Here is a 14,732-nt window from a genome sequence, read left to right on the forward strand (position 1 = left end):
AAGAATCATGAAAACCTTAAAGAGTATTTTTTTTATAACACTTTGTTGCTGTTTATTTTTAGTTTCATATGAAAAAAAACAAGATGTAAAGTATGCTATTATTTCTGGAAACTTGGAGAATGTAAATGGTGAAGAGGTAAAGCTTAATTCTAGGTTTACCAGTATTAGTTTCGATTCAGTTCCACAAATTCAACATACCTTAAAAATTAATTAACCAATACATATAACACATTAAAAAAATGAGAAAATATACCACCCTAATTTTAGCACTTATAGTGCTTTGGTCTTGTAAAAATGAAACTCCTGTAAACTATGTTTTACTATCTGGTAACATAAGTAATACCAAAGGAGGCGAATTAAAAATTAGTTCTTTAAATGGTTTTTCTAAAATTATTAATGTAAAAGACACTGGAACGCTTTCAGACACTCTTTTTATTGAAGAAGACGACATTTACAATATTCGTTTTGGGCAAGTTAGATTTACATCTTATTTATCTAAAGGTGCAAATATTCAATTTGAAGTGGATGCTAAAAAACCTTCTAGCACCTTAAAACTTGCAGGAGACAATGCAGATTTAAACAATTATTATGCTTATAAAATGGATAAAGATTTTGATTTTATGATGGACCGAGAAGGAAGTTATAAAGTTGAAGAAAGCGCTTTTGAAACTAAAATAATGGATTTTCAAAAAGACTTGGAGAGCAAATTAGAAGCTGTTAAAAATATTCCTAAAGGCGTTAAAACAAAAGAATTACGAGCCATTAACTATAGCAGATTAGGTAAAAAAGGAAATTACGAAAGAATGTATAGCTTTTTAACTGAAAATGAACATTTTAAGGTTTCAGATTCATTTAAAAAAGAATTAGAAGAAATCTCTTTAAACAATGGTGATGATTACTTATATTCTTCAGATTACCAACAAATGGTAGGTAGTAAAATACGAGAAAAAGCATACAGTTTTTACCAAAATGATTCATTACCTTATAAAGAAGCAAACGCAAAAGCAATTTCTGAAATTGAAAATGAAACCATAAGAAATGGTGAATTATACAAAAGCATTTCTATGATATTACCAATGTCTTCTGATAAAGATAAAGAACTAAACAACTTTTTAAATGCTTCTACAAACCAAAAACACATTGCTAGCGTAAAAGAAATATTTGAATCTTTAAAAGTATTAGATGCAGGTCAACCTTCCCCTAAATTTATAAACTATGAAAATTACGCTGGAGGAACAACTTCATTAGACGATTTAAAAGGTAAATACGTATATATTGATGTTTGGGCAACTTGGTGTGGACCTTGTAAATATGAAATTCCATTTTTACAGAAAATTGAAAAACAATACCACGGTAAAAACATTCATTTTGTTAGTATTTCTACAGATAAGCAAGATGATAAAGAAAAGTGGAAACAAATGATCGCCGACAAAGAAATGGGTGGTATTCAATTAATAACAGATAACGACTTTAATACATCTTTTATAAGTGATTACAAAATAATGGGAATTCCTCAATTTATTTTAATAGATCCCAACGGAAATATTGTGCAAGCAAATGCTCCAAGACCTAGTGATGAAAAATTGATAGCATTATTTAATGAATTGAAAATTTAATAACTAGTAATTAAGAATCTTAATTTTTAAACTTTTTAAACAATACAAAATGAAAAAATATATATTAATAGCACTACTAATAATAAGTGGTACAAACACCATGTTTTCACAAATTTATACTCCAGTAAAATGGTCTACATCTGTTGAAAATATTTCTGAAACTGAATACAACTTAGTTCTAAAAGCAACTATTGAAAACGGTTGGCATTTATATTCTCAGAATGTACCTGAAGATGGCCCAATTGCAACAAGTTTTGAATTTGAAGAATCAGATGATTATATCTTAATTGGTAAAGTATCTGAAGAAAAAGGACATACCGTAGACGATCCCATTTTTAATATGAAAATCAAATATTTTAATTCTAAAGCAGTGTTTAAACAAAGAATAAAAACCAGCTCTAAAACAGATTTTAAAGTTTTAGGAGAAATAGAGTTTATGGTGTGTAATGATACTAGTTGTTTACCTCCAACATACGAAGATTTTACATTTACTATTAAAAAATAAAAACAAACAAAATAACATTAAAACAGTTCAATGAGAAATTTAAAAAATAAATTTATAATAGTCATACTTTCAGTAGTATTTATGGCTACAAGTAACGCACAACAAAAGGAAAACAAACACCCAAATCAATTTACCATTAAAGGTGAAATTAAAGGGTTGACTGGGAACCTATATTTTAGGCACCCAGATAAGGAATATACTCGTGAGACACCTTCAGACACATTGAAATTTGTTAATGGTAAAATTCAATTTTCTGATACTATTTCCAAATTAACTTTAATTAGAGCTTATCCAGATTTTCAGGGGCCAGACAAAAAAGTATTTAAAAGACCTAAGGATGGTAGAGGTTATTTTCCTGTAAAATGTGCTTATTTAATGTTTTACGCCTTTCCAGGAGCTGAAATTACAATAAAAGGAGAACTTTCCGATTATGTAAACGCTTACCCTAGTGGTGATAAATTCAATAATAGTTTAGCAGCTGTGAACAAAGTTACGTTCCCAAATTATAACAAAATGGGGAATTTAGCTGTTCAAAACACCTATGAAACAGACTCACTAATTATAAAGGCTAATAATGTAAAGGCTGAAGAAATTTTCAATAAAAATTCTGAAGAACTAATTGCTCATATGAAAGCCAATCCAAATTCATTAGGAGCTGTTTTTTACTTAAATGACATGATGCTTAGACGTCAAATTGATGATGAAAAAGCAGAAGAATTGTTTAATGATTTTTCAAAAGATTTAGCTGAATATGCAGATTATAAAAATGTTGCTTCTAGAATTGAAGGAATAAAATCTACTAAAGAAGGATTTCCAGTTCCATCTATTAAAACTACTGCCACTTTAAATGGTAAAGAATTTGATATCAATTCCTTAAGAGGAAAGTATGTGTTAATTGATTTCTGGGGAATTTGGTGTGGGCCTTGTGTTGCTGAAATGCCACAAGTTAAAGAATTTCAAGAAAAACATAAAGAAAAATTGGTTGTATTAGGAATTAATTCTGGAGATTCCAAAGAAAAAATTCAAGCTTTTGTTAATAAACACGGCTATGAATGGAAACAGTTAATGAGCGATGAAAAAAATACACCAGACAACTTTGTAAATCGATTCAATGTTCAAGGTTTTCCTACTAAATTTATTATTGATCCAAGAGGAAACATCGTGAAAAAATATTTAGGAGGTGGCGAAGAAGCATTTGAATTATTGGAAGAGTTATTAAACAAATAAAAATTATAATGAAATTTAAATCCGTATTACTTGTATTAACCTTTTTCGCATTTTTAACTTCGTGCAAAGAATCCGAAAAGAAAATAGAACAAGTTGTTGTTAATTCAAATGAATTTAAAGTTTTTGGTACCCTACAAGGAATTGATGTACCATATATGTTTATAGATTATACGGGAGAAAATGGAGATAGAGTTTGGGATACACTTTATGTAAAAAATGAATATTTCTCATATACTACTGAACTAAAAAACACAAAACGTATTGCTATTTGGCCATTACTTGCCAGACCAAGAAAAGATGGTGAAGGTGTAAAAGGTGGATATTTTGAGTTTTTAGCACACCCAGGAGATACAATCGAATTTAAGGGAAATGTTACGGAAACCTTTAATGCTATTCCAACAGGAACCAGTTTGTGTAATGATTTAAATACTTATAATAAAAGTATAGAACCAATAAATAAGCAAAGTGCCGAGATGTTTAAAAGGGCTACGAAATATAAGCCAACAAATCCAAAGTTTAAACAAACATTCGATTCTATTAAAGAAATAGGTGAAAAAATCACAAAAATTCAAGCGGATTTTATAAAAAACAATCCAACATCTGAAGTTGCTGCATTCTATTTATCTAATATGGTTCAAAGTAAAAGTATAGAAAATAATGAAGCACTTGCTCTTTTAAATAATTTTGATGAGAAATTAGCCATGAGCCCTTTTTATATAAATGTTGCAACACGTTTAAAAGGATCCGAAGCAACAAAGGCTGGAAATATAGTTCCAGAGTTAATTACCAAAAGAACTCTTGATGGAAGTGAGTTTGATTTAAAATCATTAAGAGGCAAATATGTTTTAATTGATTTTTGGGGAACTTGGTGTGGGCCTTGTGTTAGTGAAATGCCAAAAGTAAAGAAATATCAAGAAAAATATAAAGATAAGCTGGTAATTGTTGGGATTGACAGTGGAGACACTAAGGAAAGAATTGTTGAATTCATTACATCTAAAGGTTATAATTGGACTCAATTAATGTCACATAAAGGACTGATTGCCGATGATTTTGTCTCTAAATTTAATGTTAATGGATTTCCAACAAAGTTTATAATTGATCCTGAAGGAATAATTGTTGGAAAATACGTTGGTGGCAGTGAAGAAGCTTTTCAATTATTAGATGAATTATTAAATATATAAGACAAAATTATTATGAAATTTAAAACTGTATTAATTGTATTAACTCTTTTTGCATTCTTAACATCGTGTAAAGAATCTGTAAAAGAAGAAAAATTTGATGGGTATGTTATTTCTGGAATCGTAAAAGGTATTGATAATGTTTATTTAAAACTTACAAACACGGGCTCAAGAGGTTCTAAGGATTTTAAAGTTATTGACAGTGTTCAAATAACCAATGGGAAATTTAGTTTTAAAGGAAAGGTTGATAATGTTGATATGGTTAGTATTGTAATTGATTCTAAATATCATGGAATGTTTATGCTCGAAAATAGCGCTATTAATGTTAGCATAGATGTAAGCGAGCTTAACGAAAGAAATGCGTATTTCACTCCAGTTGTTTCAGGTTCTAAAAGCCATGATATTTATGCAGCAGTTGAAAAAAAATCATCTGCAATTTTTGAGCTAGAAAAATACAAAATTATTGATGAACTTAAAGACTTATTTGCTAAAGCTAATAAAACAAACGATCAAAAAGATATGGATATAGCCACAATCAGACAAAAAGAGCTTATGCCATTAATTGAAGAAGCTAATAATGCTTATAAACAAATTAAATACGATTTTGCAAAAGCAAACCCAACTTCACCCGTAGCAGTTCATGTTTTAGGTTATCAATATACCGAAGGGAGAATGACCAAAGAACAATTAAAAGAATTTTACCACTTATTTAAAGGTGATGCTACCAAAACTGGATTTTATAAATATCATATGACAAAAGTGTATAAAGACAATTTTGAAAATATGGGAGTAGGTAATACAGTTCCAGATTTTACATTAAATTCTGTAAATAATAAGGCGCTCACATTATCAAAAATTGAAGGCAAGTATTTGTTAGTTGATTTTTGGGCATCTTGGTGTGTACCTTGTAGAGCATCCTTTCCTCATTTAAAAGAATTAAGAAAAGAATACAAAAAGGACGGTTTTACAATAGTAGGAATTGGAACCGCAGATGAAGAGGGAAAATGGAGAAAGGCTATTATAAAAGATCAAACTCCTTGGATTCATTTGTATGATTCTAGTGAAAACCATGCGTATGGTGCAGTAGCAAAAAAATATGGTGTACCACATTTACCAACTACATTTTTAATAGATAGTAATCAAAAAATAATTTTACGTAATCCAACTAAAGAAAAATTGGATGCTAAGCTTAAAGAATTATTTGGGCATTAAAATCAATTTAAAAGTATCCACTAATGAAAACCAATCTTTTCAAAATAGTTTAGTAGGGTCAGATAGTGTAACAATTGGCAGATATGGAACCGATGGCGGAACTGAAGATGATATGGATAAAGATTTACTCAAAATATTTAAAAATTAAACATATAATTAAAAGTTTATTCTAAATGAAAATTCAATTTAATCTTAAATTATTACAAATAGTAAGCTTAATTGTCTTATTTATTTCAACTAGTTGTAAAGAAGACGTTAAACACGATGGTTATTATATATCTGGTACTGCAAATTACCCTAATAATACACAAATTAAACTTATTGAAAATTTGCCTGGTATGTTAACAGGGAAAGTTATAGATAGTACGGTTATAACAAATGGCCATTTTGAATTTAAAGGAAAAGTTAACCACGTTGATTATGTTAATATTTCGGTAGATTCAAAATATAAGGGTAGTTTTTTCTTAGAAAATAGTAAAATTAATATAGCCCTAAATAATAACTCCTTCAATCCTATTATCACTGGTTCTAAAATGATGGATACTTATAATGAAATACAAGCAAAAATTTCAGAAGTATATCAACAAAAAAAATATGATACAATACATAAAGTGAGTGCCGAAATTGGAAAAGCTAAACAATTCGGTGATAAAAAACTATTAGATAAAGCTCTTGCCAATTTAAATAAACTTACGCCTTTAATAGAAGAACAAAGACAAGCAGTAAAGAATATTAAATTTAACTTTATTAAAGCTAATACAAGCTCTCCAATAGCAATCCATGTGTTAGGATACACTTTTATTGAAGGAAGTATGAGCAGACCAGAGTTAAAAGAATATTATCATTTATTCACAGGAGATGCTATTAAAACATTTTTTTATAAAGAGCATATGACAAAAGTCTATAAAAATGCTTTTGAAAATCTAGTTATTGGAAGCGTAGTTCCAGATTTTACATTAAATTCTTTAAACAATGAAAAAGTTACGCTTTCAGAAATAAAATCGAACTACATATTAATTGATTTTTGGGCTTCTTGGTGTGTGCCATGCAGGGCATCTTTTCCTCACGTAAAAGAATTAAGAACAAAATATATAAAAGATAGTTTTAAAATAGTAGGTATTGCAACCGCTGATGTTGAAGAAAAATTGCTAAAAGCCATTAAAGAAGATAATACTCCTTGGATTCACGTATTCGACATTGCTGAAAATCATCAATATGGTGAAATTGCCAAAAAATATGGTGTCCCTCACCTACCAACAACATTTTTAATTGAATCAAAAACTTTAAAAATTATTCTTAGAGATCCGCGAAAAGGAGAATTGGATACTACATTAGAAAAATTACTAGGAAATTAATCAATTTATTATGCAAAAATTATTTACAACAATATTACTTATAGCTTTTAGTATTGCAAGTAGTGAATTACAAGCAAATAATAAACAAGAACTACAACAAGATGGTTATATAATATCTGGAACCATAAAAGGACTAGATAATGGATGGATTAAACTTCGTGAATATGTTGGTGGAGGCCATCGTAAAACTAAAGTTTTAGACAGTGCTAAAATTGTGAATGGCTTGTTTAAATTTCAAGGTAATGTTGAATTTCCTGATATGGTAAGTCTGGAAATTAATAATAAAGAAGGTCAATTTTTTCTTGAAAATGGCACTATTAACATTAATATAGATTGGTCTTCATTAATATTAACAGATAAACAATTTATTCCTACCGTAACTGGATCTAAATCAGATAAAGAATATAGAAGAATAAAGTCGGAATTACAGGAAATTATTAATGATTCTAGTTATAATAAAAAAATAGAATCTATTATAACGAAGTTTGATAAGGTTAGAGAAAGTGAAAATGCTGAAGCTAAAAAAGAGGCTAAAATTTTACGTGAAAAATTAATGTTAGTTTATACAGCACGGTCTGATGATTATTATAAATCAATATACAATTATATAAATAACAACCCAGAATCACCTGTTTTAGTATATGTTTTGGGGCATTTATATTCAGAAAACTCAATGAGTAAAGATGATTTAAAGAAATATTATACCATTTTTAAAGGTGACGCTACAAAAACAGTTTTTTTCAAAGAACATATTTCTAAAATTTATAACAATATATTCAAAAATTTATCCATAGGTAAAAAGGTTCCAAACTTTACTTTAAACACTCAAAACGGAAAGCCATTTACTTTAACTGACGCAAAGGGTAAATATCATTTAATTGATTTCTGGGCAAGTTGGTGTGGACCTTGTAGAGCTTCATTTCCTCACTTAAAAGAATTGTATGCAAAATATAATAATGATGGCTTTGAAGTTATTGGTGTAGGAACAGCTGACCACGAAGAAAAATGGAAAAAAGCAATTGAACAAGATAAAACTCCTTGGATTCATGTTTTTGATGATTCTGGTGAAAAGGATAATCCTAGATACGGTTTTGTTGCTGAAGATTATGGAGTAGCATTTTTACCAACAACTTTTTTTGTAGATGAGAATAACGTGATAATCCTTAGAAATCCTAGTAAAGAAGAACTAGACACTAAATTAAAAGAATTATTTGGGCATTAATAATTATAAAATTAACAATATGAAAAACATTACACACACAATACTTCCACTATTAGTTTTTATAGGAATAGCATTTTCTTGTAAGGAAGAAGTAAAAGAAAAAAAACAAGAAGGTTATGTAGTAACCGGAAGCGTAAAAGGACTACAAGAAGCTACTATTAAATTGTATGAATTTAATTTTGCAGATAGAGGTGCTGCTCCAAAGGTTATTGACAGCGTTCAAATGACAAATGGTACGTTTGAGTTTAAAGGAAAAATAGAACATCCAGACCGAGTTTCAATTTGGTTGGGAAAAAAATTTAACAGTGAGTTCTTTTTAGAAAATAGTATCATCTCTTTAAATTTCGATACAGCTGAATCAGATCGTGGTCGCCTTATAGCAAAGGTTTCAGGTTCGGAATTAGGCGAAATTTATGATGAACAACAAAATAAAATTGATAGCATCATGAATCAGCCGAAGTTCCTTGTTTTAAAAGAAATTAGGACAAAAATGACAAAGGCTTATAATTCTAAGGATGATGCAAAAATTAAAGCATTTAAGGAGTGGAGAGCTCAGTATAGCGATTTAGAAGATGAACGAATAAAAGAACAAAAAACATTTAAAATTCAGTACGCAAAAAATAATCCGGAATCACCCGTTGCACCTTGGGTTTTAGGTTTTCAATTTAGTGAAAGTCGAATGTCTAAAGAGGAAATGAAGGAAATATATCCAATTTTTAAAGGTGCGGCTAAACAAACAGCAATGTTTAAATATTACGAAAAAACGTACGATGATATTTTTAATAGTTTAGGAGAAGGTTCAACTGCACCAGATTTTAAACTGAATGATGTAAATGGTAATGAAATAGCGCTTTCCAAAGTAACTGCAAAATACAAATTAGTTGATTTTTGGGCAAGTTGGTGTGTACCCTGTAGAGCCTCTTTCCCACATTTAAAAGAATTGTATAAAAAATACAAAAAAGATGGTTTTGAAGTTGTAGGAATTGGAACAGCCGATGAGGAAGCGAAATGGAGACAAGCAATAGAAAAAGATCAAATTACTTGGATACATTTATACGATCCAAGTGCAAACCATCAATGGGGTGTTGTAGCCAGATTATATGGAGTTCCATTTTTACCAACTACATTTTTAATGGATGAAAATGAAAAAATAATTCTTAGGAATCCATCAAAAGAACAATTAGACGTTAAGTTAAAAGAACTATTTGGCCATTAATAATGCTAATTAATATTTATTAAAATGTTTAAACACATAGTTACCGTTGTCGCTTTTTTAGTAGCTACATATGTTGTTCAATCACAAGAAACAACTATTAAGCTAGATGCACCAAACCATATGAACCCAGTGAGTGTTGGTGCCATAATTATTGATGGTGACCTACCAGGAGAAAAAACGGTTTTAATTAAAACCGATATTATGAATGGTTACCATATTTATGCTTATGTACCTAGCGGAGAAGCATATATAAACTCCGAACTTGGAATAGATGTTATTAAAGGAGTTGAATTAGTTGGTGAATGGGAAAAATCAGCTCCACAAACGTATCCTGGAAAAAACCATCTTTTAATATATAAAAATGAAAGCACTTTTAAACATAAAATACAAGTTGGGAAAGAAGTAACAAAGGGTACAAAAATTAAATGCTGGATATACTACCAATGTTGTGATGCCAGAATTTGTTTTCCTCCCAAAAAGAAAGAAATTGAATTAACCTTATAAACCATATATAATGAAAAAAATTATTAAAAATATAGCAACTCTTTGCTTATTATTCATTTTTATTACAACCAGTTATGGTCAAATAGAAAAATCCAACCTTAAAATATTATACGTTGGTAACAATCCAGATAAACCATTATCGGAAAGAGAAATATCTAGAATTTCCAGCAATATAGATAGAGCTAAAGAATTTAGAAAGACAAGAACACCTGACTTTAAACAATTCTTACATCAATATTTTAATAAAGTAGCTGTAGTTTTTAATGATGATTTTAAAGAAGAAATGTCTGCTAATTATGATGTTACTATTATTGATGCATATTTAACGCCGTATGAAGGTGGTTATGTTAAAGATTCTACAGGGCAAATAACGGGTTATGAAACAAGAAAATTTTTAACCGAAAACTATCACGATGCTACTATTATGATTGGTGAACCATCTGCCTTTATTGGTGAAGGTCGTGAATTAAAAATTGACCATTTATGTTTGTGTTTAGATGCGCATGCACACGGAATGAAATTAGAACACCCAATTTTTAATGAGCCTTATAAAATTAATATTTCTTATGAAGATGTAAAATATACTGGAAACTACAAAGTACGTTATGGCGGTCGTAATTTAGGAGAATCGCAGCCAATGTGGCGCATACAAACTGAAGGTTATAGAGATGGAAAGGGCTTTCCTGTTGGCTTAGTTTCTACAGGTTATAATTTTGATAATGGTATTGATGCTGAATGGATTTCTAGTGGAACTTGCGACAAAGGTATTGAGTCTACCGCTATTGGTAGGCATGCCAATTTTTTACATTGGGGTTTTGCAGCTGCACCAGAATATTTAACCGAAAGTGCTAAGCTAGCATTTATTAATGCTATTCATTATATAGCGCCTTTTAAAGGAGCCGAACAAATTACTCGCAAAATTAAAGGTGTTCAATTAAAAAAATATTTAAGAGAGCAACAATGGACCTTATCCGATGAAGGATCATCTCGTTGGTTGGCATACATTGCTGAATCTGATAAAAAATTCAATGAAGAAAGAAAAAAAATTCAGGCAAAGAAAGATGCAGGTAAAGAATTAACAAAATTTGAAGAAATGTCATTACAAATGCCTGAAAGAAAAGAAACTCGTGAATGGACAATTAGACATGAACCGCAAGAATTAAAAGATAAGTTTGGTAAAGATTGGGCAGCTTACGAAAATTATTATAAAGAAAATATGGATTATTTCTATCCTGCAGATTCAGTATGGTATGTATCCTTAGTAGATGAAGATGCTAAATCACTTGGAATTGCAAATAACGACATAAAACTACTTGAAAAAGCAGTAAAAATGTTAACAAATAAAGAGCAATCTGAAACTGCCAAACGCATACTTACACGTTATACAAAAGAATCATTTGAAACAGCAAAAGAATGGGAGCAATGGTTTACTAAAAACCATAAGAAACTGTATTTTTCTGAAGGAGATGGTTATAAATATATTGTATTGCCTTAATATTTTAAAAAAAAACAATTTAATAATAAAACTAAAAACGGGTTGATTAACCTAAAATACACATTGTCTTTCATTAAATTTTGTTTTCATGAATTAATTACTAACCTAAATGAAAGATAAAAAAAGGGTTGCTACGGCAACCCTTTTTATTTAAGTAAGTTTTTCTTTTCTCTTGGGGTATGGGTCTGACTGTTATATTACACAGAAAATGAAAGAAGCTTCAAAATTCATGAATATAACAGTTATTGATCGCCTGATTGTTTCAAGTTTTCAAAGTTTCTACAGTTTTTCAGATGAAGGAATCTTGTAAAATTAAATGCTTATCTGGTGTAAACTAGATAGGCGTTTTCTTAGTTTTTCAGGAAGCATAGTTATTCCTTAAATAGTAAGAAACATAAAATTAATAGGTTAAGTGAATAATTTAGACTTACTAAAAATAAGTAGAAGGTATTTTGTGAGATGCAAAAAAATATTATTTTTAGCTATAGCGATTGACATCGTAAAAAATGTAAAAGTCGTTGCCGAATAAGGTATAAACAAGGTGTATATATATGTTTTCTTTTGTATTGAGCCTACTATAAAAGCGAAATTTTAATTTGGAGTAAACTTCTATGTATACCTTTAAGGTATAGGTTAAAATACCTTGGTTTATTGTGTAACTTTCAAAAATTATAAATATGAGAAAAATGCTCACACTTTTATTTGTCTCAGCTTTGTTGTTAAGTTGTTCTAAAGACGATTCAATAAGTCAGTTAAATACATTAAATCCACCTAGTTGGATTCAAGGGACATGGGTTAATGACATGGATTTTGAGCTGAGGTTTACATCTAATGATATGTATATATCTGATATGAGTTATTTAGAAAGCAATAAGTCGTATATAGACTCTGGAGTAGCAGTGTATTATGACGAATCTACTAGTACAGAATATACTATATATATGAAAACTGATGCAGTTGATATGGCAGTCTTTGAATTTGTGAAAATATCTAGTACTGAAATAGGAATGCCAACCGGTGTAGTTGTTAATGATGTTACTCAATATGGGGTTTTTAAAAAAAAGTAAGTATATAGTGTATATAATTATGTAGTTATTACTTTATGTTAGATTGCATTATTTTATAGAACTTTTGAATAAGTGTAATAATGTGTAAATAAAATAAATTTTTTAGCTGTGAGTGTTAGGGGGTTAGTATAGGTCTAGGGACTTTCGTAATTGTACCATTATATTTTTTGTTAATAAAAATATATGTGTAATTCTGGGATAGTTTTTGGAAATAAGCTTTAGTAATGCATTATATTTACCTTTATATGTATTATAAGTACTTGCAGTTACAATATTTTTCTTTTTTAATAGTGCAATCTAAGGCTTCTTTTATAGTTTCTTCATTAATTGCAATTGGTTTTTTTTATTTTAACTGTAGGTTGCAATCTAGTTACAGGTTCAGCTTTTTTAATTGTAATCTTTTTAGTGTTTTCTAATTTTTCTTGTTTGGTTTGTAATTCAGAATTATCCTCAAAAGGGTTGTATCCTTTTTTTAAGAGTTCAAGGATTTTCTTTCTATAGGCTGATAATACAAATAAACGATCTTCTTTTGTACGTATTCGCTTTTCCATAAAAGGGAGTAACACGTTTTAGCTTCCCAGTTTTTTGATCTCGATAAGAGAAATATACGTACCAACGTTTACTTAAATCACCTGCTGCAATGTAAATTTTTGGTGTTGTAAAATTTTTTTCATTGATAAATCGTATGCAAAATCGTATGCATTTTTAATACTAAAGGTAAGAATTTCATTTAAATTAGACATAAAAAAAACGGTTTAGAAAGCTAAACCGTTCGTTTTGTTTTATTTAAATTATGTAGCGTGATGCAGAATTGAACTGCAGACCTCCGGGTTATGAACTCAATGTTGACCAAAATCTCAACCATTTTATTGGGCTCCCGAGCTATATTTTTGCAAAAACGTGTTCTAAAACGTGTTCCAAATTTAGATTGATTTGTTATATAAATATTTAATGCAATTTAGGAAAAATAATAAAACATAAGCTATTAAAATTAATTAATAAAATAAAGCACATTACGGATTTCCGTAAGGTTTTGTTTTTTTTTGGATTTAAATTTGAAGTGTAAAACTTTAAAAAAATAAAAATAAAAATGAAAAATTTTAAAATTTCAACAATTATTTTAGTAACTATTTTAATATCTAGTTGCTCATCTATGTCATCAATTAGTAATGGAGGGTATAGTGATGTTTCTTTAAACAAAAATTCAAATGAATATGAATTGAAGAGATTGAATGAAATTAGTGTAGAGGGGAAAGCATTCTTTGGAATACCAATAAAAGCAAAAAAGAAAAGAGGAGTTGTAGTTAGATTTAATGGAATTGATTTGGGAAAATCTAATCAGGCCTTACCAATTTTAACAATGTTAGGGTATACTTTAAGTACAGGTGTTTTAATTAATGAAATAGTAGGTACAAATGATGATTGGAATAGTAATGACTATGGCGAGGATAAATTAGGATTGCCAATAGCGTCAGCAATAGGTATACCTATTGCAGGAATTTTAAACAATTTAACATGGAGTGGTGCTGCTATGCAAAATGCATCTTGGAATTTAAATAGTAGACTTGTTGAAGAAAACCCAGATATAGATATATTCTTAAACCCAAAATATGAAGTTAAAAATGACCAAGGAATATTTACTCAAAAAGCTAAGGTAACTGCCAAAGTTATGGGGGCAACAATAAAAACGGATTAAATATATATAATCTCTTACTAAATTTGTATAAAACCAAAACTATGACACATCGGGTAAGAGAAAAAATTAATTTACAAAAGACGAATATACCGAATAATGGAAGATACTTTAGATAACTATTTGTCAAGAATAAAATAAAGCTAACATTCGATTTCTAACCAACTACTTGTTGGCGATGCTATTAAGGCATATAGAAAGTACGGAAAAAGAAGAATATCTAAAATGTTTGTTCCATAATCATATAGAAAATGGTCTATTCTTGAAATTTAAATACGGAATCTTAATTAACACCAAAGAAGAGATTAATTAACCAGTATAAATAATAAAACCCACCTCAAAAATTAGCTATGAAATAAAAAGAGAGGTGGGTGAATTGTTATGAAAAAGATTCAAGCTACACCAATAAAAAAATAAAATAAGCGTAGCTTAAAAAGATATA

16 protein-coding genes are annotated in these 14,732 nt (G+C 29.2%); 15 read left to right on the forward strand and 1 reads right to left on the reverse strand.

Translation table 11 applies throughout. The annotated features are described in order from the left end of the window. Positions 1-7: 7 nt before the first annotated feature. From MHL31_RS01130 to MHL31_RS01190, 14 genes are all read left to right on the forward strand, one after another. Positions 8-214 carry a hypothetical protein gene (locus MHL31_RS01130; RefSeq protein ID WP_240227257.1) on the forward strand — a complete coding sequence of 69 codons (207 nt, stop codon included), beginning with the start codon at positions 8-10 and terminating at the stop codon, positions 212-214. 25 nt (positions 215-239) lie between these two features. Continuing rightward, entirely contained in the window at positions 240-1,616 is a 1,377-nt protein-coding gene (locus MHL31_RS01135) for a TlpA disulfide reductase family protein (protein WP_240227258.1), read from the forward strand. A 49-nt stretch (positions 1,617-1,665) separates the two neighbouring features. Then, the gene (locus MHL31_RS01140) at positions 1,666-2,121 is read left to right on the forward strand and encodes a protein-disulfide reductase DsbD N-terminal domain-containing protein (protein ID WP_240227259.1); all 456 of its coding nucleotides are present in this window, start codon (positions 1,666-1,668) and stop codon (positions 2,119-2,121) included. A 30-nt stretch (positions 2,122-2,151) separates the two neighbouring features. After that, a complete protein-coding gene (locus MHL31_RS01145) occupies positions 2,152-3,348 on the forward strand; it encodes a TlpA disulfide reductase family protein (RefSeq protein ID WP_240227260.1) in 1,197 nt (398 codons plus the stop codon). Positions 3,349-3,356: 8 nt separating this feature from the next. Continuing rightward, a complete protein-coding gene (locus MHL31_RS01150) occupies positions 3,357-4,529 on the forward strand; it encodes a TlpA disulfide reductase family protein (protein ID WP_240227261.1) in 1,173 nt (390 codons plus the stop codon). 12 nt (positions 4,530-4,541) lie between these two features. Continuing rightward, positions 4,542-5,738, forward strand: a complete 1,197-nt coding sequence (locus MHL31_RS01155) for a TlpA disulfide reductase family protein (protein WP_240227262.1) — start codon at positions 4,542-4,544, stop codon at positions 5,736-5,738. Continuing rightward, entirely contained in the window at positions 5,728-5,886 is a 159-nt protein-coding gene (locus MHL31_RS01160; RefSeq protein WP_240227263.1) for a hypothetical protein, read from the forward strand. The genes MHL31_RS01155 and MHL31_RS01160 overlap by 11 nt, the downstream gene beginning before the upstream one ends. A 25-nt stretch (positions 5,887-5,911) precedes the next feature. Beyond that, on the forward strand, positions 5,912-7,093 hold the full coding sequence (locus tag MHL31_RS01165) for a TlpA disulfide reductase family protein (protein WP_240227264.1): 1,182 nt from the start codon (positions 5,912-5,914) through the stop codon (positions 7,091-7,093). A gap of 10 nt (positions 7,094-7,103) precedes the next feature. Continuing rightward, a complete protein-coding gene (locus MHL31_RS01170; RefSeq protein WP_240227265.1) occupies positions 7,104-8,315 on the forward strand; it encodes a TlpA disulfide reductase family protein in 1,212 nt (403 codons plus the stop codon). A 19-nt stretch (positions 8,316-8,334) separates the two neighbouring features. Next, on the forward strand, positions 8,335-9,531 hold the full coding sequence (locus MHL31_RS01175; protein ID WP_240227266.1) for a TlpA disulfide reductase family protein: 1,197 nt from the start codon (positions 8,335-8,337) through the stop codon (positions 9,529-9,531). Between the two features lie 24 nt (positions 9,532-9,555). Continuing rightward, positions 9,556-10,035, forward strand: a complete 480-nt coding sequence (locus MHL31_RS01180; protein ID WP_240227267.1) for a protein-disulfide reductase DsbD domain-containing protein — start codon at positions 9,556-9,558, stop codon at positions 10,033-10,035. 10 nt (positions 10,036-10,045) lie between these two features. Then, positions 10,046-11,530: a hypothetical protein gene (locus tag MHL31_RS01185; RefSeq protein WP_240227268.1), complete on the forward strand. Its 1,485-nt coding sequence runs from the start codon at positions 10,046-10,048 to the stop codon at positions 11,528-11,530. Positions 11,531-11,702: 172 nt separating this feature from the next. Further along, a complete protein-coding gene (locus MHL31_RS16310) occupies positions 11,703-11,840 on the forward strand; it encodes a JAB domain-containing protein (RefSeq protein WP_371824129.1) in 138 nt (45 codons plus the stop codon). A 367-nt stretch (positions 11,841-12,207) separates the two neighbouring features. Continuing rightward, positions 12,208-12,597 (forward strand): hypothetical protein, encoded by a 390-nt coding sequence (locus MHL31_RS01190; protein ID WP_240227269.1) that lies wholly within the window; start codon positions 12,208-12,210, stop codon positions 12,595-12,597. Between the two features lie 323 nt (positions 12,598-12,920). Here the strand turns inward: MHL31_RS01190 and MHL31_RS01195 are convergent, their stop codons facing one another. Further along, a complete protein-coding gene (locus tag MHL31_RS01195) occupies positions 12,921-13,148 on the reverse strand; it encodes a hypothetical protein (protein WP_240227270.1) in 228 nt (75 codons plus the stop codon). A 539-nt stretch (positions 13,149-13,687) separates the two neighbouring features. Here MHL31_RS01195 and MHL31_RS01200 point away from each other — a divergent pair. Then, positions 13,688-14,293, forward strand: a complete 606-nt coding sequence (locus MHL31_RS01200) for a hypothetical protein (RefSeq protein WP_240227271.1) — start codon at positions 13,688-13,690, stop codon at positions 14,291-14,293. Positions 14,294-14,732 lie beyond the last annotated feature (439 nt).

The organism is Lutibacter sp. A80 (genome assembly GCF_022429645.1).
Lineage (GTDB): Bacteria > Bacteroidota > Bacteroidia > Flavobacteriales > Flavobacteriaceae > Lutibacter.